This is a genomic window from Methylomonas koyamae, from assembly GCF_019669905.1.
GTDB classification, from domain to species: Bacteria; Pseudomonadota; Gammaproteobacteria; order Methylococcales; family Methylomonadaceae; genus Methylomonas; species Methylomonas koyamae.
Window position 1 is genome coordinate 3,138,675 of sequence record NZ_AP019777.1, and the last position, 19,471, is coordinate 3,158,145.

A 19,471-nucleotide genomic window follows, 5' to 3' on the forward strand; every position below is an offset into this window, starting at 1 on the left:
GGCCTCTGACCGGACCGCCCGACGCCGGCGTTCGGTTTCAAGATCGGGTGTTTGCCACGGCGGCTTTGACTATCTCCAGCGCCTTAGCCACGTTCTCGGCCGGTTTCAAATCGCCGACCTTGCCCAGCACCTTACCGTCCGCGCCGACCACAAACGTGGTGCGGGCGATAGAACCGTGGTCGACGACGCTGCCGCGGCTATCCAGACGGCCCACGGTGGATTGGTCCACCGCCAAACCGTAAGCGTTGGCGATTTTGCCGTCCGGATCGGAGGCCACCGGGAATTTGCCGGCACAGGTATTCGGGTCGGCGGAGAATTGATTCAGCCGCTCGATACCGTCCAGCGACACGCCGACGATAGAAGCGCCGGCCGCGGTAAATTCGGCGTAATGCTCGGCAAAAGCCCGCGCCTGCACACTGCAGCCGCGGCCGAACGCAGTCGGATAGAAATAAACCACGACCGGGCCTTTCGCCCGTGCCTGGCGCAGCGAGTAATGCAGCGGCTTGCCTGCGTGCGACGCCTGGGCGTCGATATCGGGTGCATAGTCCTGTTGTTCCAGATCGGCAAACACCGAAAACGCTGCCGTCAACCACAACAGGCTAGCGCCGATAAAACGTTTCATATCTACTCCGTAAAAAGGATGGGCGGGATGCGTCGGCCGAGACATGGCTTACAACCCCGATACATAATCGACCAAGGCCTCGATCTCATCGTCGGCCAAGGCTTTGGCTACTTTATTCATCACAGCCTCCGTACTGTTCTTGCGTTCGCCCAATTTCCAATTCAGCAATTGCCGGCGCAGATACAATCTGTTCTGGCCGCCGATCACCGGATATATCACCCCGTTCTCGACCCTGCCCTTGCCGTTCTTACCGTGGCAGGATTCGCAGGACGCCAATTCCCGGGCCGGATCGCCGCTTTCGAACAAACTCTTCGCGCGCGGGTTTTCGTGCTCCACCCGGCCGCGCATGACGGGCTGCCCGGCGAAATAGGCGGCGATATCCGCCATATCCGCCGGCGTCAAATCGGCCGCCATTTTCACCATGATTTCGTGCCGGCGCGCCCCGCTTTGAAAATCCTGCAACTGCTTGACCAAGTAAGCGGCAAATTGCCCGGCATGTTTCGGAATCCGCGAATCCTCGGCGTTGCCGTCGTGGCCGTGGCATTCCTGGCAACGTTCGCTGTCGGATTTGAGCTTGCCCGCCACCGGATCGCCGGCACCGGCATGCTGCACGCCGGTTTCAGAAACAGGATCCGCCGCCAGACCGGGAGCGGATGCGATGATTGCCACAGTTCCCAGCGCCAGCCAGGCCCGCTTCCGCCAACACCTACCGCTGCGGCGCCAACCGCCAACGGCAGACGCCGATTTGGCGCGGCGAACCGCCGGCGCCGTTTGTAAATAAGCCGCCACCGGTTACGGCTTGTGTTCGGCCAGGATCTTCACCACCTCTAAGGCCTTGGCCACGTTCTCCTCGGGTTTCAGACCGCCGAAACTGGCCGCGATCTTGCCGTCCGGCCCGACCACGAAGGTGGTGCGTTCGGCAAAGCCATGCCCGATTTCGACGCCGCGGGTATCCTGTTTACCCGGTGCCGCTTCGCGCACCGACACGTCGTAGGACCGCGCAATGCTGCCGTCGGCATCGGACGCGACCGGAAACTTGCTCGCGCAATAATTCGGATCGGCCGAGAAATCGTTCAACCGTTCTATGCTGTCCAGCGAGACGCCGACGATGGAGGCGCCGGCGGCGGCGAATTTATCGTGGTTTACGGCAAAGGTATGCGCCTGCAGATTGCAACCGCCGGTATAGGCCGACGGGTAGAAATAGACCACGACCGGACCGTTGCGCAGCGTGTCTTTCAACGAATACGCAAATGCCTTGCCGGCCAGAGAAGCCTGCGCCGAAAAATCCGGCGCCGGATGGCCCTCCGGCAACGCCGCCAGCACCGGCAAGGAAACGGCGAACGGCAACAGCGCCTTGAATACAGTTTTTTTCATTGGTTCAACCTTGTTTACAACGGTTTATATTTATCGTGGCAGGCGCCGCGACATTGTTTGGAAAAGTCGTTCGCAGCCACTGCCGCGGCATCCAGGTCGCCGGCAGCCAAAGCGCTTTGGATCGATTGCGCCTTGCCTTGGTATTCCTGCGAGTTATGCACCGCATCCGGCGCATCGCCCCGTTTCTGAAAAAAGCCCTCGACCAGTTTGAACTGCTCCTGCAATTCCTTGGCCTGGGTCGCGGCGGTCGCCGCATCCTTGGCGGCGATATTGTTTTGCACGTTTTGAATTTTGGTTTCGACATCGTTCATCAATTCTTCGAAATCGAATTCGGCTTCGGCAAACGCCGCGCCGCAAATCAAGCTCAGGGCCAACGCAAAAGCCCACTTTTGAGTTCCCATGCTAAAAATCAGTCTCCTCGTTAATCCTCGAAAAAATCCGCAACCGGATTCGGTTTAGTTAGGTAAATGCAATGCATGTGCCAGCTTGTGCAAAAAACTCGAATTAGCGCCAAGCACTATTAACCATTGTTTTAACGGGATTTTTACCGGCTTTAGCCGACACATTGCCAAACCGGGACTGGCTGCGAGACGGTAGCTGGTGACTGGTCAACATCCCGGCAGCATTCCCTGTTGCTGCGCTAGCAAATGCGAACCGTAGGTGCAAATGTCTAAGCGGCCGGCAATACGGCAAAAAAAAAAGCGGGCAAGACTTTCGCCTTGCCCGCCAAGTGTCAAACACCACGAGTACCGAGATACCTATTGATCGATTTGCCGGCTCCCCGCGCCGGCAGGCGTCTTACTTTTCAACTGCGTCCTTGGGCAACCGTTCCGTCGATTGCCGGCGGCGAAACCGAGGTTCAAGGAGATAATCCCGCGGCCGCCGCTTGCTTCCCAGCCCAGCGATGAAAACTTATAACCAAAGCAACTGCTATTTGGCGCGCGTCGATATACCGCGGGCCAATAGCGGAATTTTATAGGCCGATCCGCGGCCGACCACATACAGCACATTCTTGTTCGGCCCGGAGAACGCCAGATTTTGCGGTTTTTTCGGGATCGGAATCACACCCAGCGCATCGCCTTTGTCGCTGAAAACTTCGACGCCGGCATTCGAGGCCACGTACAAACGGCCTTCGTCGTCCAGCGCCAGACCGTCGGCCCCACCGGACCACTTGCCGTCCTCGCCTTGTCGCCAACCGGCCAGTTTGGCGAAATTCCGCCGGTTCTGAATCGTGCCGTCGGCGGCGATATCGAACGCCAGCACGTGCTCGCCGGCCGTATTGGCGACATAAAGCACCTTCTCGTCCTTGCTCAACTGAATCCCGTTCGGCCGCTCGATATCGTTGGCCAGTTGCTTCAATTCGCCGCCCGGACCGATGTAATACACGCCGGGATGACTGGGCGGCGGATTCGGATTGTCCTTACTGGGTCGGGTGCCGCTATCGGTGAAATAAATTGCGCCGTTATTGGCCCGCACCAGATCGTTGGGACGCTGGAACGGCGTACCTTGGTAATCGGCGGCCAGCGTCTGCTTTTTATCGGCCGGATAAACCACGCCGACTTGGGTTTTCAAGGTCTGCACCGCAACGATACTGCCGTCCGGCGCCAACGCCAGGCCGTTAGCGCCGTTGGACTTATCCAAAAAGGTCGAGACCGTATCGTCCGGCGCAATCCGGATAATTTTATTGGCGTTGGTTTCGGTAAACAGCAAACTGCCGTCGCTGTATCCGAGCGGCCCTTCCGTGCCGTTGAATCCGTCCTTGATTTCATCGACCAGCACCCCGCCGGCCGCCACCCCAAGAATAGGCGGCGTATAAACATAGTCGGCTCCCGCAGCCGCAGAACTCAGCAGCGCACCGATACTGAACGCCAGCAAACGCTTGGCTAACATATTCGTCTCCTCTTTCCTGCTTAAAGCGTGTCGGTAAATTCGCTATCGCAACGGCCCTCACCTCCCCAGCCCAACCGGGAAGATGAGGCACGCGCCGCAGAGCTGTTACGCAATCAACTCTTTGATCACCTTGCCGTACACCACGGTCGGACGCTCGGAGCGGCCGTTGTGGAAGTAAGTGGTTTTCAGATGGTCCAGACCCATCAGTTGCAACACCGTCGCATGCAGGTCGTAGGTATCGACCGCTTTGCTCTTATCGGCGACCTGCAAACCGATTTCGTCGGTCGCGCCGTGGGTGTAACCGGCATTGACGCCGCCGCCGGCCAGCCATTGGGTGTAACCCCAAGGGTTATGGTCGCGGCCGTTGCCGCTTTGGCCGTAGGAGGTGCGACCGAACTCGGAGGTCCATACCACCAGCGTGGTATCGAGCAGGCCTCTTTGTTTCAAGTCGGTCAACAGACCGGCAATCGGTTTGTCCACCGCGTAGGCGTGTTTCTTGTGGTTTTCCTCCAAGTGGGTATGGCCGTCCCAGTTGCGGCTGTCGCCGGCCACTTCCTGCGGGCCGGAAATGACCTGTACGAAACGCACGCCGCGTTCGACCAAACGCCGTGCCCGCAGCAACACTTCGCCGTAGCTTTTGCTGCCGTCGTCGTTAATGCCGTACAGGGCTTTGGTCGCATCGGATTCTTTTTTCAGATCGACGGCTTCCGGCGCCGTGCGTTGCATCCGGTCGGCCAATTCGTAAGCCTGCAAGCGGGCTTCCAATTCGGAATCGCCGGGGTATCTGGCGTCTTCCAGCTCGTTCAAGCGTTTCAACAAATCCAGGGTTTTGCGCTGCTCGGAGGCCGAAGTCAGCTCCGGACGTTCCAGATACAGGATCGGCGATTCGCCGGGACGGAACGCGGTGCCCTGGTACACGGCCGGCAGGAAGCCGGAACTCCAGTTGATCGAACCGCCGGTCGGCTCTTTCTTGTCGTTGTACAACACGACATAGGCCGGCAAATCCGGATTGGCGGTGCCCAATGCATATTTGATCCAGGCGCCCAGCGACGGCCGGCCCGGATTCAAATCGCCGGTGTTCAATTTCAGAATCGAAATGTTATGGGTCGCGCCTATCGTCACGCTGGATTTGATGAAGGCCAGCTCGTCGGCGTGTTGCGCCAGATTCGGCAACAGGTCGGAGAACCAGGCGCCGCTTTGGCCGTATTGCTTCCAGGTACGGTTGGTGGCAAACAATTTACCGGTACCGCCGCGCACCCCTTCCTTGATGCCTTCCATGAACGATTTCGGGATATCCTGGCCGTGCATTTTCACCAATTGCGGCTTGTAGTCGTACAAGTCGATGGTGGACGGCGCGCCGTCCATATGCAGCCAGATCACCGATTTCACTTTCGGCGCGAAATGCGGCGCTTTCGGCGCCAACGGATCGACGATACCGGCACCGGCGGCCAGTTCGGAAGCCATTGCGCCGGAAAAGCCGTTCAATCCGGGCAGCATGCCGCCCAACGCCAAACCGCCCAGGCCGTAACCGCTCTTGATTAAAAAGTCTCTACGAGATTTATTGTTCATTGTCTGTTTCCTAATATTCAGTAAGTGTTCGCTTAGAAGCGGTAGACGAATTCGTTGGAGTTGGCCACCGCGTGCACCAGGTCGACGAAGGCCGACGAACGCACCGGGTCAAGCTTTTCCGCATCCTTCACGCCGACCGGCACGCTGGCGGTGAATTTGCCTTCCGCAACTTTTTGCTTAATCACTTTTTCCTGCTCTGCCAGGAAGCCTTCCAGAGTTTCTTTTTCCGCGTCGGTCGGGCTGCGGGCGAACAGAATCTGGTACAAGCGTTCCAATTGGTCGGATTCGTCGGCGCCGGCTTCGTTGATTACTCGCCCGGCCAGAGCCTGCGACCAACCGAACACGGTATCGCTGTTGAACAGGGCCAACGATTGCAACGGCGTCGTCGTCACGTCGCGCTTGCTGTGCACTTGCTGGGCGGAGGCCATATCGAAGGTATCCAGCATCGGATACGGCACGCTGCGTTTAGTAAACACGTACAGGCTTCTGCGGTTGGTTTCCTTCGCGGTTTTATCCACCGGCCATTTATCGCCGGCATTCAAACCTTTAGGCACTTCCGGGAATACCGGCGGCCCACCGACGCTGTCTTCCAACTTCGCTGAGGCGACCAGCAACGAATCGCGGATTTGTTCGGCTTCCAAGCGTTGGCGCGGGAATACGGCCAGCAATTTGTTGTCCGGATCGGCTTTAGCCACGTCTTCGCGCGGTTTGGAATCCTGGCGGTAGACGCTAGACAGCAGGATTTCCTTGTGCAGCTTTTTCACGCTCCAATTCTGTTTGATGAAATTGGATGCCAGATAATCCAGCAATTCCGGATTGGTCGGTTTGGTACCGGCTTTACCGAAGTCGCTGACGGTTTCGACGATGCCTTTGCCGAAATACTGGCCCCAGACCCGGTTGACGAACACTCTCGCAGTCAACGGATTGGTCGGGCTGGCGATCCATTTCGCTAGAGCGGCGCGGCGGCCGGACGATACCGCGGTCGGTTTAATATCCGGTTGCTCGCTGGAAATTGCGGCCGGGAAGCCGGGTTGCACTTCTTCCAACGGCTTGTCGAACTGGCCGGCAAAACGCACGTGGGTCGGCGGTTGCTGCGGATGGCCCAGCTCGGACACTGCGGAGATGTAGACAGAACCTTTCACGGGCTTCAATTTTTCCCATTTTTTCAGTTCTTTATTGATCTCCTTAAACTCTTCGGCTTTTTTCTCATAGCTCGGATCGTAGCTGTAGGCGCCTTTGGCCGAGTTGTCCTGATAGAAGGCTAACGCCGCGGCCGCTTCGTTCTCGTTGGAATCGTAACGGTGGTTGATCCAGCGGTCTTCCGGCGTCCATTGGCTTTCCGGTTTGTTCAATGCCGCCTGAGTCTCCAGCGAGAACCGCTCGTAGTTGTATTTCCGGGCTTTATCCTTGACCGGATCGATCAAAGCCTGGCGTTTGGCTTTGATTTCCTTGACCGCCTCTTCCCATTTGGCGTTGGCTTTTTCCCATTCCTGTTCGGTTTCGCCTTTGACCGGCACCGGAATCTTGTCCACCGCATTGACGTTGGCGAAGAACGATTGCAGTTGGTAGTACTCCTTCATCGAAATCTTGTCGAACTTGTGGTTGTGGCAACGGGCGCAACCCACTGTTTGCGCCAGAAACACCTCGCCCACGGTATCGGTGATATCGGTCTGGTTCTGGAATTTTTTCTGGACCAGGTCGCGCGAGTTGCTGTCGTCGGGATAGCTTCGGATGAAACCGGTGGCGATCAAGGCGTCGGTATTGCCCGGATAAATTTCGTCGCCGGCCAATTGTTCCTGTACGAATTGCGCGTAAGGTTTATCTTCGTTGAACGACTTGACGACGTAATCGCGGTAACGCCACATGTTGTCGCGGTTCTCGTCGTTGGTGAAGCCGGAACTGTCGGCATAACGGGCCAAGTCCAGCCAGCGCCGGGCCTGGCGCTCGCCGTATTTCGGCGACGCCAGCAAGCGGTCGGCCAGTTTCTCGTAAGCGTTGTCCGACGTGTCGTTGACGAAGGCTTCCACTTCTTCCGGGGTCGGAATCACGCCCCAGGCATCCAGCGTTGCCCGGCGAATGAAGGCGGCGCGTTCGATTTCCGGCGACGGCGCCAATTCTTTAGCCTCTAACGGCGCCAACACAAAAGCGTCGATTGGGGTTCTGACCCAGTCCTGGTTTTTGACGGCCGGCGCTTCCGGCGATTTCAACGGCTGGTAGGCCCAATGTTTCGACTTCGAACCGCCGGCTTCGGCCTTGGCCGGCTCGGCCGCTTTTTCTTCTGCCGCGAACGCTTGGCTGGGTAGCGCTAACGTCACCCCCCACAGCAGCGCGGAAACCAATTTCAATCTCATAAGATTCCTCCAAAAATTAACAATGTCGCGTCGGCTCCGCAACGGCCGGAAAACTGGGCGTTTTCCGCTTCCTGCCGCGGCGGCTGCCGTTTGGGTTTCTTCAATCCTTAAATTATTTTTTCGGTTCCGGCGGCGCGATTTTGGCCAGCTTGCCGCCTTCTTCTTCGTAGTTTTGGGCGCCGACCGCACCGACCACCTTGAAGCCTTTACTTGCCAACAGATCGCCCGCAGCACCGGCTCTGCCGGCATGGTTGGAAACGGTGACGACGTTTCTGTCCTTCGGAATGAAACCCAGGCTGTTTTCGATCTCGGCGGCTTGAATGCTCAAATACACCGGAAAGCCGCCTTTGGCCGTCAATTCGTCCGGCCGACGCACGTCGATAATGGTTAACTGCTCCGGCTTGACCAGCAGCGCGTCGAATTGGGCGCGGTTCAATTTCGGCGTTTTATATTTGTATTCGGCGGCCGGCTTTTGTGCTTGCTGATGCTCGTCGGCGGCAAATGCGGCCGGGGCGCTGAGCATTAAGGCCAAAATCGCAAGCTGGATGGTTTTATTCATATTCTGTTTCTTCCTGTTATGAGTTATTCGCGTACAAACGCGATTGAACGGTGAGTACCTTTGGTAAATTGCAACTTGCATGCCACGAATCCGCAAAATCGACGGCTGGCGAAAATTTTTATTAGCCATTGATTTAATTAGACTTTTATAAAGATGCCAGCACAAACTCAGTGTCGAGCGACGCCGTCGCCATCCGGCCGGCTTATCGGCTGATGCAGATTCAACAGCGGCACAACAGCGGCTGTTGTTGGGCTAGCAGGCGCGACTTCGATTGCGGGATAGGCAAAGCGCGCGGACGGAACGCAAAAAAAACGGGCCTGGGTTGTTACCCTGGCCCGTACGGAGGCACCACGAGAAATTGGTTTAGAACTTGCCGTTCAGCGTCACGCCGAACCACTGCGGAATACCCGGCTGCCAACTGTTCCAGGTTTTGGCAAACGGGGTCTGGTTGTTGAAGATGTTCTTCGCCACCAGCGACACGTCGAACGCGCGGTCCTTGCGGCCGATACCGATGGATAAGTCGGTCGTGGTGTTGGCCGGAATCACGCTGTATTCGGACAAGGCCACGTCGGATTTATAGCTGCTGGTGAACGCAGTGGTGAAGCTGGTGTGGAATTCCTGGTTGCTGCCCAACACTTCCACCGGATACCTGAATTCCGGACTGACGCTGAAGGTAAATTTAGCCGCGCCGGGCAATGTTCGGCCGGTCAAATCGAAAGTGGGCGAGGCCAGGTTATTCCATTCGGCAGCTTTACCGGCGTTTTTGAAATCGGTGTAAAACGCTTCGTTATACGAACCCGAGAAATTGACCGAGGTAAACGGAATGGTATCGACCAACGAACCGTCCACCTCGACCCCGTAGGCGCGGACACCCTTGGCGTTGCCGGTAATCGAGGTATAAGTATCCTGACCCAAAGCCGCGGTTTGGTATTGGTCGATAACCTGTACCGCTTGCTGGTAATTGTTGATCTCGGTCCAGAAAAAGTCGGTATTCAAAGTCAGCGCCCGATTGAACAAGGTCGATTTCAAACCGATTTCGAACGAGTTGGTTTTCTCCGGCTCGACCAGGTAAGCCACGCTGTTGACGGTCTGCGACAAACCGGCCTTTTCGTTGTAGCCCCAGGACAGGTAACCGGTATAGTCCTCGTTGAATTTATAGGTCGGCCGCACTTGGTAGCTGGGCTGGGTGGATTTGAAGCTGCGGCCCGGCTCCCGGCCCCAGAGCAAGCCCATCTGGCCGGCCCGCAAGCCTTTCGCATCGCCGACCTGGCGCCGCTGCGCCGGCGTCAGGCCGGCATATGTCGCCACGCCGAAGTATTTCAAGGCCACCGCATCGGCCCGCGCCACTTGTACCGGGTCCAGCCCGGCACTGGCTGTTAAATCGCCGGTCGCGGTCACAGTATCGAAACCGCCCAGGTTGATGCCGTTGACCGAGTACGGATTCAATGCGGCACCGGAACCTTGGTTGGTAATGAATTTGTCGGTCTCCTGGCGCCGGTTTTCGATGTTGAAACGTACCCCGGTTTCCAATGTCAACGGCTCGGTGATGTGCCACTTGGCATTGACGAAGGCGGATGCGGTTTTGTTATGGATGTAATACGGGTTGTCGGTATGCAATTCGTTTAACGAATCCATCATCAACTGGCGGCCGGCCGAGTCGGCATCCAGCCGGCCGTAAGCGCCGGCTCCGGCCAACCAGGCGCCGGCGTCGCGGCCGAATCCGACCCGGTTGCCTTTGATCATTTTCCGGTCGTTGAAATAGGCGCCGGCGACGTAATCGACCAGATTGCCCCAGTTGGAAGTGAATTTGATCTCCTGGCTCAATTGCCGGAATTCGGGTACCGCGCCACCGCCGTTTTTCTGGACGTCGAACGGGGTCGAATCGCCGTCGTTACGGGCCTGGAATTCGAAATCGCGATAAGCGGTAATCGAGGTGAACTTACCGATACCGGCGTCCCAGTTGGCTTCCACCGAGCCGCCCTTGCTGGCGGTGATCAAGGCGTATTGCGCATCCTGGTTGAAGGCGTTTTCGCCGTTGCCGTACAGGTAGTTGTTTTGGTAGCTGTATTCGGGCTTGCCCTCTCTGAACCAGCGCCGCGCCAAGCGGGTTCCGGCATCGTTGTTCAGGTTGGTCGGCAAGCCGTTGGCCGAGATTCGCGGCGTCGGCGTATAGAAGTTGTTGCCGTTGTTGAATTCCTCGCCGCGCGGATTGGCGTCGAAGCGGATCAGAGTACTGAAGGTCTCGCTCGGCGTCAGCAAAAACTGGATCCGGCCGGACACCCGGTCGCGGTTGTACCAGGTCTGGTCGGTGTTATATAGGTTTTTGGTGGCGCCCTCGCCTTTGTTGACGTGGAACGCGCCGCGCCAGGCCAGGAAGTTGTCGATCACCGCCCCGCCCAAGGCGGCGTCGCCGATGTAAGTGTTGAACTGGCCGTAGGTAGCGGAATAGGTCGCTTCTCGGTTGAAGGTAGGCCGCCGGGTGTTGATATTGACCCGGCCCAAGCTGACGTTCTTGCCGCCGTCGGTGCCTTGCGGGCCGCGCTCGACCTGAATCGAATCGATGTCGTAATGGTCGAAGCTGGACAGCGGGTTATAGGCGTAAGGCACGTTATCGACGATGGTACCGACGCTGGGGTCCATTGCGTCGGTTTGCGCCTGCTGGCCGACGCCGCGCATCGACAAGCTGCTGGTGCGGGCGTTACCGTAGTTCCATTTGACGTTACCGGCCCGTTTCAAAATGTCGCCCAAATCCATCGCCAATTCCTTATGCAACTCCTCGCCGGTCCGGACCGAAGTCGAGTTGGGGATGTCTTTCAGCTTCTGCAAACGAGGCCGGGCCTTAACCACCACCTCGCCCAAATCTTTGGCCTTGTCGTCTTCCTGCTCGGCCAGTTGCAATTCGGCTTCCGCGGCCTCGGCGCCGGGCTCGGTTGCCGTAGCACCGCCCGCAGCAACCGCTCCAGCGGCACCTGCAGCCGCCGAGCCTTTCCTGATCAACTCCAATTCCCTGGCCTTTGCCGCCGCCAATTCCTGGCGCAAACGCTGGTTCTCGAGTTCCAAATCGCTGGCCGCCTTGCTGTTGCCGGCGTTACGTTTTGCCGCTTTCTTGGCCGGCGCCGCCTGGGCGTCGGTCGCCGCTAGTAGCGAAGCGCCGGCAATCGCCACCGCAACGCAGGCCGATAGGGTTCTGCGTCGGCTGACGGTTTTCGGAACGCCCGCATCCGGTCCGAGCGTTTGCGGCTCTGCGCTTGTCGAATAATCTTTCACTGTTTCACCCGATTTAATTGTCCAAATTAGAAATTAGGCATCCATGCAGCAACGGCCGCGATGAAATGTGCCCTGCATCACCTTTTGCAATGCACATGCCATCGTTCGGCCAACCGACGGATGCGTAATGGCCGGCGACGCCGCAATCGGGATTAAATCTCGCTGTTTATAAGCGTTTAACGCGGGTTTACATTTTTTAACCGGCGGCGGGCTAACGCGCGCACTGACGCCGCTTTTTTGCGGAAAATTGTTGAACCAGGGACAGCCTATGTTGGCGCCGTGCTGATCGGGCAGCAACGCCGCGCGGCGAAATTTTTGCGTCGGACAGCAGACGCAACGGTAAGCCATACCTTTAAAGCCCGCACTTTTCCAGTCCAGCAATCTCCGGTTGGCTTGCAAATTGCTGAATCGAGACTGAACACTCGCCCAGCTCGGTCGAGCCTATCCGACTGGCTGGGTTTCGGAGTGTTCGGTCGGGTTTTTTGGCGGCTGGGTTCCCGCCAATCGATCCACGGAACGGAGAGCCCAAGACCGAACACTCCGAAATCCAGCCGCGAACCGTCTTTTTTTTTTTGGAGAACACATGTTGCACATCATCCGCAAACCGCACGCCCCAGTACTGGCTATCCTGTTGGGCTTAAGTTCGGCCGCAAGCAACGCCGCCGAACTGGACCCGAAAGCGATCTCGATCAAACTGCCCGAGCAAATCAATTGGGTTGCCAACCCCAGCGGTTCCGAGACTGCCGTATTGGTCGGCGACCCGGCCAAACCCGGCCTGTACGTGGTATTGAACAAATGGAAAGCCCACCACAACAGCAAGCCGCATTCGCATCCTAACGACCGCTTCATCACCGTCATTTCCGGCACCTGGTGGGTCGGCACCGGCAGCGACTACAACCCTGACGAGCTGAAGCCGGTGCCGGCTGGCAGCTTCGTCACCCATTACGGCAACGAAATCCACTACGACGGCGCCAAGGACGAAGACACCATCCTGCAAATCGTCGGCATCGGCCCGGCCACTGCCACGCCTGCCAAATAAATTTGCCGTTTTCGGAAATTTCGAAATCCATATCGTTTTTTGCCGTTTGCCGCCGCCTTGAGCGGCGGCTAATCTGATCGGCCCTACAGCCAACTAAATTTTGCCAATCCACCGATGAGCTTTCCCGTTTCCCGCCGTATCGAAAACCTGCATCCCTCCGATATTCGCCTGATGACCAAAGCCTGTGAGCGGGTCGGCGGCATAAATCTGGGCCAGGGCCTGGGCGATTTGCCGGCGCCGGCCTTGGTGCGCGATGCGGCGATCCAGGCCATACAGGAAGGCCAGAACACTTACACCGCCTCGGAGGGCATCGCTCCGTTGCGGCAGGCGATTGCCCGCAAGCTGAAACGCGACAACGACTTGGCAGTCGATGCCGAGGCCGAAATCGTCATCAGCGCCGGCACTACCGGTGCTTTTGCTGCGACGCTGACGGCCTTGTTCAATCCCGGCGACGGCGTCCTGTTGCTGGAGCCTTATTACGGCTACCACCTCAACACACTGCTGCTGCAAGGCCTTGAGCCGCAATTCTTAACTCTCGCACCTCCGGCCTTCAGCCTGGAAGAATCCGCACTGGACGCGGCTGTCAAACCTAATACCCGCGCCCTGGTGATTTGCACACCGTCCAATCCCAGCGGCAAGATATTTAGTACCGAGGAATTGGCAATCGTCGAACGCATCGCCCGCAAGCACAATTTGCTGGTCATCTCCGACGAGATTTACGAATACATCACCTACGACGGCCGCCGTCACATTTCGCCTGCCAGTACTCCGGGCTTGGCCGAACGCACGGTCAGCATCATGGGCTTTTCCAAAACCTTCAGCATCACCGGCTGGCGCTTGGGCTACGCGGTAGCCAAGCCGGACTTGGCCAAAGCCATCAACCTGGTCAACGACCTGCTATACGTCTGCGCCCCTTCGCCTTTGCAATATGGCGTTGCCGCCGGATTGAATGCGCCGGCCGACTATTTCGCAAAGCTTAGAAACGAATACCAGCGCAAGCGCGACATCATCTGCGACGGCCTGGCCGCCGCCGGCATGGCGCCGTTTATTCCGCAAGGCGCTTATTACGTGTTGGCCGACATCGCCCATTTCGGTTACCCGGATGCCAAAACCGCCGCATTGGCTTTGCTGGAACAATCCGGCGTAGCCAGTGTACCGGGCAGCGCCTTTTACCAGGGCCGTGAAGGCGACGGCCTGGTTCGCTTCTGCTTTGCCAAGGACGATCAAACCCTACATGAAGCCGTACACCGACTGGGTAAATTTCGTCCGGCGTGACGCGCTGCCTTCCCGAACCAACCTGTTGACCAATCAACAGCCCGCCAGCAAAAACTGCTTAGCAATCAGCAACACAAACTGCGTAACCACTTTGCGCAGCTTAGATATTGGCATTTGCGGTTGGCATGTAATTTGTTTAAGCGATGGTTCATTACCTTTTTGCGCGCCATTCATTCAACGACCAATACCGGCCGGTTGACGCAATCGATATAAACGCCATTCATTTAGCGCGCCCTTGATAATAACCATGAACAAAGCCTACGTTAGCCAAATCACCAGCGCCCGAATACCCACCGCTTACGGCGAGTTTCGGCTGTGCTACTACCAAAATACCCTGGACCATAAGGAGCACCTGGCCTTCGTCGCCGGCAATGTCGCCGGCGCGGAACGCGTGTTGGTGCGGATCCATTCCGAATGCTTTACCGGCGACGTGCTCGGCTCCCGGCGCTGCGATTGCGGAGAGCAACTGGACCGCTCGCTGGAATGGATTGCCCGACGCGGTGCCGGTATTCTGGTGTATTTGCGCCAGGAAGGCCGCGGCATTGGCTTGCTGGAAAAACTGCGCGCATATAACTTGCAAGACCAGGGTTACGACACCGTCGACGCCAACCTGCTATTGGGCCACGGCGCCGACGAGCGCGACTACTCGCTGGCGGCCCGCATTCTGGAGGATTTGGGGGTACGGTCAGTACAATTGCTAACCAACAACCCGGCAAAAATCAGCGCCCTGACCGCCGAGGGCATCCACGTTGACAGCCGCTTGCCGTTGGAAGCCACTGTTAACCACGATAACCTGGATTACCTGCGCACCAAAGCCCAACGCATGGCCCACCTGCTGCAATTCAAACCGACCCAGGCCAACGCGCCATTTACGAAACACGATGAACCTGAACCGGCAAATTGAGCGCTGGTTGCTAATACAGCGCCGCGCCGCCGCTGTTCGTAACCGCCCGTTCGTAACGCTGAGTTACGCCCAAAGCTGGGATGGCAGCATTACCACCCGCGCCGGCGAAAGCCTGGGGCTGAGCGGCGCCGAATCGTTGCGCTTGACCCATCAACTGCGCAGCTTGCACGACGGCATTCTGGTGGGAATCGGCACTGTGCTGACCGACGATCCGCAATTGACCGTGCGCGAATGGCCGGGCCACAGCCCGCAACCCATCGTATTGGATAGCAGCCTGCGCATGCCGAGCTCGGCACGGCTGTGCCGCCGCAACGATAAACGTTGCTGGGTGTTGACCCGAGCCGGGCATGACCGCCAATTGGCCGGGCAGGCCGACGTGATCGGCCTGCCCGGCGACCCGACAGGCCGGGTGGATTTGTTTGCCGCGCTGCAATGGCTTAAACAACAAGGCGTCCGCCATCTGATGGTCGAAGGCGGCGCCGAGGTCATTACCGCATTTTTAAAAGCCGGCTTGGCCGACGCCCTGGTGCTGACTATCGCCCCTACCCTGGTCGGCGGCTTGAAAGGCGTCGGTGATTTGCAAATCGGCGCCAAACAACCACTGCCTCGCCTGCATGCCATGCAATCGCACATGCTGGGCGACGACCTGATCCTGTGGGGCAGCCTGCAATACCATCGCGAGACAGCCATCGCGTGCTAGCACAACAGCTTTGGTTTACCCAGCCCTTTGAGGTACAAATCCGCGAAACGCGGTTACCGGCGCCGGCGGCCGGCCAGGTTTTGGTGAAAACCCTGTGTTCGGCAGTCAGCGCCGGCAGCGAGTTGTTGGTGTATCGAGGCCAATTGCCGCCCGGCATCGATTTGGACGCCACGTTAACATCCCTGCAACATGCACCGACTTATCCCCTGCCCTACGGTTACGCCTGCGTCGGCCGCGTCGAACAGCTCGGCGAAGGCGTTGATCCAGCCTGGCTGGACAAACTGGTATTTTCGTTTCAACCCCACGCCAGTTGTTTTATCGCCACGCCGGATCAGCTTTTGGCCGTACCCGACGGTATCGAACCGGAAGCGGCGGTATTTCTGGCCAACGCCGAGACCGCCGTCAGCCTGGTTCACGACGGCGCCCCGTTGCTCGGAGAACGGGTCGTGGTGCTCGGACAAGGGGTAGTCGGCTTGCTGTTGACCGGCTTGTTGGCGCGTTTCCCGTTGGACCAGCTGTTTACGGTCGACGCCTTCGCGCTCCGCCAGGAATGGTCAATAAAACTGAAGGCTAGCGGCACGTTCGACGCCACGGTCGCCGCCCAAATAGCACAGTTGAAAACCATGCTGACCGGAGCGGATGCCAACGGCGCCGATTTGCTATACGAGGTCAGCGGCCAGCCGCAAGCCCTCAATCTGGCGGTCGACTTGTGCTGTTTTGCCAGCCGCATCGTTGTCGGCAGCTGGTATGGCGATAAATCGGCGCCGATTGCGCTGGGCGGCGCGGCGCATCGTAACCGGATTCGATTCACTACCAGCCAGGTCAGCAGCATTGACCCTGTCTTGAGCGGCCGCTGGGACAAGACCCGGCGCTTTACCGCGGCCTGGCGCGCCATTCGCCAGCTAAGTCCGCAACAATGGATCACTCATCGTTATCCATTGGCGCAAGCCGACGAGCTTTATCGGCGCCTGGATCAAACGCCAGAATCGGTTTTGCAAGCGCTATTGGTTTATTGATTTTTTACCCATCCACTTCTTCTATAACGCCCGGAAACCAACATGTACAGCCTAGCCGTCACCCGCGACTTCATCGCCAACCACTACCTGATCGGCGGCGATTGGGGCAGCGAAAATCTGCCGCATGCCCACCATTACGTCGCCGAAGTACGCATCAAGGCCAATAAGCTGGATCAACACGGTTATTTGGTAGACATCGTTGCGGTCGAAGCGGCTTTGGATAGCGTGCTTGCCGAGTTTCGCGATCAACTACTGAACGATAAACCGGAATTTGCCGGCCTCAATCCCAGCATCGAGCACTTCAGCCGTATCCTGTGCGAGAAGCTTTTGAAGGGTATAGAGCCGCCTAAACCGGGCAATTTGCGAATAAAACTTTGGGAAACGCCGCACTGCTGGGCCGCTTACCAGCGGGAATTCTAAGCCGGTGCGGATCGGCCTGTTGATCTACGGCGACATCGATTCGGTCAGCGGCGGCTATCTGTATGACCGCAAATTAGTCGAATATCTGCGCCGAAATGGAGAACAGGTCGTCATCATCAACCTGCCGCCGCGCCGGTTTTGCTGGCAGTTAACCGACAATCTAAGGCGCGATGTTCTGCGGCAAATCGACGCCACCAAGCTCGACATCCTGATTCAGGATGCGATGGTGCAGCCGTCGGTGTTTGCCTTGAATCGGCATTTGCCGTTACCGGTTGTCGGCTTGGTCCATTTACTAAATAGTTTTGACAGTCACCCGCGTTATAGCCGCTGGTTGTTTCGAGCCATCGAACGGCGTTATCTGGCAACGCTGTCGGGATTGATCGCCAACAGCCAAACCACGCTGGCACAGTTGCAGCAACTGTTCCCCTCTAGCCTGCCACCACATTGCCTGGCTTTGCCGGCAGCCGACAATTTCACTGCGGCCGACACCGAAATCGATGCCGATTTCGTGAGCCGACGTGCGCTGGCGGCTGGTCCGCTAAGGATATTGGTGGTTGGCAACGTGATTCGCCGGAAAAGGCTGCATGTGTTGATTCAAGCGCTGCGGCAATTACCCGCCAACGATTATCGGGTCACGATTGCTGGCCGGCTGGATATGGAGCCCGACTACGTGGCCCGAATTCACAAGTTGATAGACGGTAACGGCCTGGCCGCAAGCTTTACATTGCAGGGCCCGGTGCAAGGTACGACGCTGGCCGGGTTTTATCGGCGCCACCAAGTCATGGTGCTGCCGTCAATCTATGAAAGTTACGGCATTGTCTACGCCGAAGCCCAGCAATTCGGACTGCCCGCTATCGGCACTCGCGCTGGCGCAGCCTCGGAAATCATCGGCCACAACCAACAGGGCTATCTGATCGAGCCGGACGACGCGAATGAATTGGCGGCCGTCTTAAAACATTGGCACGGTGACCGGCAGCTATTGACAGACCTAAGCGAAAACGCGCTGGCCAACTTTGCCACGCTGCCGCGCTGGGACGATAGCTGCGGAACCATTCACCAGTTCCTGCGCAAGAGCTGTCAGTCGATTGCCGGATAAGGAGAGGCGTCAGCCGCCTCTCCGTGCCGGATTAATCTGCGGCAAAACAGTAGAAATAGCCGGCGCCGCCGGTGCTGACCAGATTTTCCTGGCTGCAGCCGCGACTGTCATGGGTGGAATTCCAGGAGACGTTACCGCCATTGCGGCCGCCGTTGGTGCGGTCGAAATGGCCGACCCGAACCGTGCCGTCACCGCTGCTGGTGTAGTTTTTACAGGTATGATCGGCGGCATCGGTATAAGCCGTACCGTCCGGTTTGGAGCCGGTGATGATGTCGTGCTCGTTCGGATTATCACCCACCCCTTTCAGTTGCTCACCCTTTTCGGTAAATGCGGTTTTCTTATGCAGATTGTTGCCGAGCTGGGCCAGCTCCAGCGTATCGCCGTGCAAATGCGCAACGTCGTTGGCCACAAACACACCGGCAGCGTTGGCCCATGGCCCCTTGCCGATGCGGTCGCGGGCGTTAACCGCCGGCTTGCCGCCTTCCGGCTGCGTGCTCAAGTAAGCGCGCCATGTCCGGTTACCGGCGCCGACACCGCTCGCCAGCTTTTGGCAATGCGCGTCCGCGCCGGCCAAGCCGCCAAGATCGGCGCCCTTGCCCACCCCGGTACTGGTCACGAAAAATCCCAACGGCGGTTTCGGTGCTTCCGGTGCGGGTGGTGTTTGCGCGTGCGCAGCATTGGCGGTCACCAGCAACAAGCCGGCGGCAACAGTTGTAAGTTTCATGCTTCCTCTCTCGATAAAATTGACGTTTGTGCGCAAGCATTTTGGTTTGCGCAGCTTGAAACGGCATTTATCGTGCCAGCGAGCGAGTTACGGAATAACCGGCGATCGGCTGTGGATTTCAAACATTTCTGCTGCTAACTGAGCAGGCAATGCTGATTCGGTGCTGCTGAGGAAGCAATTTTCTTTGCATTGCAACATGCCCTGCCATTCCGGACGCCAGAATGTTAAACAGTACTTCCGAACCTTCGATCGGCTGCTGGCCATAGCTAAAGCCTCCACTCCAGACCCAGCGGTCATTTTGCCGCCACTGGCCACCAAATTTGTATATCGTCATATCGTTCCAGCCAATGCCGGGACCGTTGCCGGCACCCAATTTGGCGCCGCTAAACAGCGGATTCAACGGTGTGCCAACGGCTTTTATTTCGCTGTAGCGAATATGCTCGACGTCGAAGTTGGCGGTGCATATTATTTTCCTTTGAAACTGGATCCAAGAAATACGGTATCAGCCAAGCAAAGGTTGCCAAAACGCTTAAATTGGATTTACATACCAAAAACGTAATAATTACGCTTTATTGTCTGAATTAATCAGCAACGACTCAACGAAAATAAATTAATTTTAATTAGATAAGCATCAAACTTCCGCCTACGATTGAAACACGAAATAG

Annotated in this window: 18 protein-coding genes; 8 read left to right on the forward strand and 10 right to left on the reverse strand. The window is 57.6% G+C overall.

The annotated features are described in order from the left end of the window. Window positions 1-37: 37 nt before the first annotated feature. The 9 genes from MKFW12EY_RS14070 to MKFW12EY_RS14110 all read right to left on the reverse strand — a co-directional run bounded on the left by MKFW12EY_RS14070 (window position 38) and on the right by MKFW12EY_RS14110 (window position 11,632). On the reverse strand, window positions 38-622 hold the full coding sequence (locus MKFW12EY_RS14070) for a peroxiredoxin (protein ID WP_054763189.1): 585 nt from the start codon (window positions 620-622) through the stop codon (window positions 38-40). 48 nt (window positions 623-670) lie between these two features. Further along, the gene (locus tag MKFW12EY_RS14075; protein ID WP_245006311.1) at window positions 671-1,291 is read right to left on the reverse strand and encodes a c-type cytochrome; all 621 of its coding nucleotides are present in this window, start codon (window positions 1,289-1,291) and stop codon (window positions 671-673) included. A 123-nt stretch (window positions 1,292-1,414) separates the two neighbouring features. Then, the gene (locus tag MKFW12EY_RS14080) at window positions 1,415-1,996 is read right to left on the reverse strand and encodes a peroxiredoxin (protein WP_054763190.1); all 582 of its coding nucleotides are present in this window, start codon (window positions 1,994-1,996) and stop codon (window positions 1,415-1,417) included. Between the two features lie 14 nt (window positions 1,997-2,010). Continuing rightward, a complete protein-coding gene (locus MKFW12EY_RS14085; protein ID WP_221053210.1) occupies window positions 2,011-2,397 on the reverse strand; it encodes a hypothetical protein in 387 nt (128 codons plus the stop codon). Between the two features lie 529 nt (window positions 2,398-2,926). Then, window positions 2,927-3,886: an SMP-30/gluconolactonase/LRE family protein gene (locus MKFW12EY_RS14090; protein WP_221053211.1), complete on the reverse strand. Its 960-nt coding sequence runs from the start codon at window positions 3,884-3,886 to the stop codon at window positions 2,927-2,929. A gap of 105 nt (window positions 3,887-3,991) precedes the next feature. Next, entirely contained in the window at window positions 3,992-5,455 is a 1,464-nt protein-coding gene (locus tag MKFW12EY_RS14095) for a DUF1501 domain-containing protein (protein WP_054763192.1), read from the reverse strand. 32 nt (window positions 5,456-5,487) lie between these two features. Further along, on the reverse strand, window positions 5,488-7,806 hold the full coding sequence (locus tag MKFW12EY_RS14100) for a DUF1549 and DUF1553 domain-containing protein (RefSeq protein ID WP_221053212.1): 2,319 nt from the start codon (window positions 7,804-7,806) through the stop codon (window positions 5,488-5,490). A gap of 112 nt (window positions 7,807-7,918) precedes the next feature. After that, complete coding sequence (locus MKFW12EY_RS14105) at window positions 7,919-8,365, reverse strand: rhodanese-like domain-containing protein (RefSeq protein ID WP_221053213.1); 447 nt, start codon at window positions 8,363-8,365, stop codon at window positions 7,919-7,921. A gap of 363 nt (window positions 8,366-8,728) precedes the next feature. Next, on the reverse strand, window positions 8,729-11,632 hold the full coding sequence (locus tag MKFW12EY_RS14110) for a TonB-dependent receptor domain-containing protein (RefSeq protein ID WP_221053214.1): 2,904 nt from the start codon (window positions 11,630-11,632) through the stop codon (window positions 8,729-8,731). Between the two features lie 583 nt (window positions 11,633-12,215). On the opposite strand from MKFW12EY_RS14110, the gene MKFW12EY_RS14115 reads away from it, so the two are divergent. The 7 genes from MKFW12EY_RS14115 to MKFW12EY_RS14145 all read left to right on the forward strand — a co-directional run bounded on the left by MKFW12EY_RS14115 (window position 12,216) and on the right by MKFW12EY_RS14145 (window position 18,082). Further along, window positions 12,216-12,671 (forward strand): cupin domain-containing protein, encoded by a 456-nt coding sequence (locus MKFW12EY_RS14115; protein WP_054762605.1) that lies wholly within the window; start codon window positions 12,216-12,218, stop codon window positions 12,669-12,671. A 114-nt stretch (window positions 12,672-12,785) separates the two neighbouring features. Beyond that, the gene (locus MKFW12EY_RS14120; protein WP_221053215.1) at window positions 12,786-13,946 is read left to right on the forward strand and encodes a pyridoxal phosphate-dependent aminotransferase; all 1,161 of its coding nucleotides are present in this window, start codon (window positions 12,786-12,788) and stop codon (window positions 13,944-13,946) included. Between the two features lie 247 nt (window positions 13,947-14,193). Beyond that, window positions 14,194-14,850, forward strand: coding sequence for a GTP cyclohydrolase II (gene ribA, locus MKFW12EY_RS14125; RefSeq protein WP_054762602.1), 657 nt, complete (start codon window positions 14,194-14,196; stop codon window positions 14,848-14,850). Continuing rightward, a complete protein-coding gene (locus MKFW12EY_RS14130) occupies window positions 14,828-15,550 on the forward strand; it encodes a RibD family protein (RefSeq protein WP_221053216.1) in 723 nt (240 codons plus the stop codon). Before ribA ends, MKFW12EY_RS14130 begins: the two co-directional genes overlap by 23 nt. Continuing rightward, complete coding sequence (locus tag MKFW12EY_RS14135; RefSeq protein WP_054762600.1) at window positions 15,544-16,566, forward strand: zinc-dependent alcohol dehydrogenase; 1,023 nt, start codon at window positions 15,544-15,546, stop codon at window positions 16,564-16,566. The genes MKFW12EY_RS14130 and MKFW12EY_RS14135 overlap by 7 nt, the downstream gene beginning before the upstream one ends. A gap of 42 nt (window positions 16,567-16,608) precedes the next feature. Beyond that, entirely contained in the window at window positions 16,609-16,986 is a 378-nt protein-coding gene (locus tag MKFW12EY_RS14140) for a 6-pyruvoyl trahydropterin synthase family protein (RefSeq protein WP_054762599.1), read from the forward strand. 4 nt (window positions 16,987-16,990) lie between these two features. Next, window positions 16,991-18,082, forward strand: a complete 1,092-nt coding sequence (locus tag MKFW12EY_RS14145) for a glycosyltransferase family 4 protein (RefSeq protein ID WP_054762597.1) — start codon at window positions 16,991-16,993, stop codon at window positions 18,080-18,082. 31 nt (window positions 18,083-18,113) lie between these two features. Here MKFW12EY_RS14145 and MKFW12EY_RS14150 read toward each other — a convergent pair whose 3' ends face one another. Further along, window positions 18,114-18,806 carry a hypothetical protein gene (locus tag MKFW12EY_RS14150; protein WP_054762595.1) on the reverse strand — a complete coding sequence of 231 codons (693 nt, stop codon included), beginning with the start codon at window positions 18,804-18,806 and terminating at the stop codon, window positions 18,114-18,116. 196 nt (window positions 18,807-19,002) lie between these two features. On the opposite strand from MKFW12EY_RS14150, the gene MKFW12EY_RS14155 reads away from it, so the two are divergent. Continuing rightward, window positions 19,003-19,365 carry a hypothetical protein gene (locus MKFW12EY_RS14155; protein ID WP_221053217.1) on the forward strand — a complete coding sequence of 121 codons (363 nt, stop codon included), beginning with the start codon at window positions 19,003-19,005 and terminating at the stop codon, window positions 19,363-19,365. The last annotated feature ends 106 nt before the right edge of the window (window positions 19,366-19,471 follow it).

What these genes read in the sequence shown, in the direction of transcription:
- MKFW12EY_RS14080 (WP_054763190.1), bottom strand. Translation starts at nt 1,996, where the DNA reads ATGAAAAAAACTGTATTCAAGGCGCTGTTGCCGTTCGCCGTTTCCTTG.
- MKFW12EY_RS14085 (WP_221053210.1), bottom strand. Translation starts at nt 2,397, where the DNA reads ATGGGAACTCAAAAGTGGGCTTTTGCGTTGGCCCTGAGCTTGATTTGC.
- MKFW12EY_RS14115 (WP_054762605.1), top strand. Translation starts at nt 12,216, where the DNA reads ATGTTGCACATCATCCGCAAACCGCACGCCCCAGTACTGGCTATCCTG.
- MKFW12EY_RS14095 (WP_054763192.1), bottom strand. Translation starts at nt 5,455, where the DNA reads ATGAACAATAAATCTCGTAGAGACTTTTTAATCAAGAGCGGTTACGGC.
- MKFW12EY_RS14140 (WP_054762599.1), top strand. Translation starts at nt 16,609, where the DNA reads ATGTACAGCCTAGCCGTCACCCGCGACTTCATCGCCAACCACTACCTG.
- ribA (WP_054762602.1), top strand. Translation starts at nt 14,194, where the DNA reads ATGAACAAAGCCTACGTTAGCCAAATCACCAGCGCCCGAATACCCACC.
- MKFW12EY_RS14090 (WP_221053211.1), bottom strand. Translation starts at nt 3,886, where the DNA reads ATGTTAGCCAAGCGTTTGCTGGCGTTCAGTATCGGTGCGCTGCTGAGT.
- MKFW12EY_RS14070 (WP_054763189.1), bottom strand. Translation starts at nt 622, where the DNA reads ATGAAACGTTTTATCGGCGCTAGCCTGTTGTGGTTGACGGCAGCGTTT.
- MKFW12EY_RS14105 (WP_221053213.1), bottom strand. Translation starts at nt 8,365, where the DNA reads ATGAATAAAACCATCCAGCTTGCGATTTTGGCCTTAATGCTCAGCGCC.
- MKFW12EY_RS14155 (WP_221053217.1), top strand. Translation starts at nt 19,003, where the DNA reads ATGCCCTGCCATTCCGGACGCCAGAATGTTAAACAGTACTTCCGAACC.
- MKFW12EY_RS14100 (WP_221053212.1), bottom strand. Translation starts at nt 7,806, where the DNA reads ATGAGATTGAAATTGGTTTCCGCGCTGCTGTGGGGGGTGACGTTAGCG.
- MKFW12EY_RS14130 (WP_221053216.1), top strand. Translation starts at nt 14,828, where the DNA reads ATGAACCTGAACCGGCAAATTGAGCGCTGGTTGCTAATACAGCGCCGC.
- MKFW12EY_RS14120 (WP_221053215.1), top strand. Translation starts at nt 12,786, where the DNA reads ATGAGCTTTCCCGTTTCCCGCCGTATCGAAAACCTGCATCCCTCCGAT.
- MKFW12EY_RS14150 (WP_054762595.1), bottom strand. Translation starts at nt 18,806, where the DNA reads ATGAAACTTACAACTGTTGCCGCCGGCTTGTTGCTGGTGACCGCCAAT.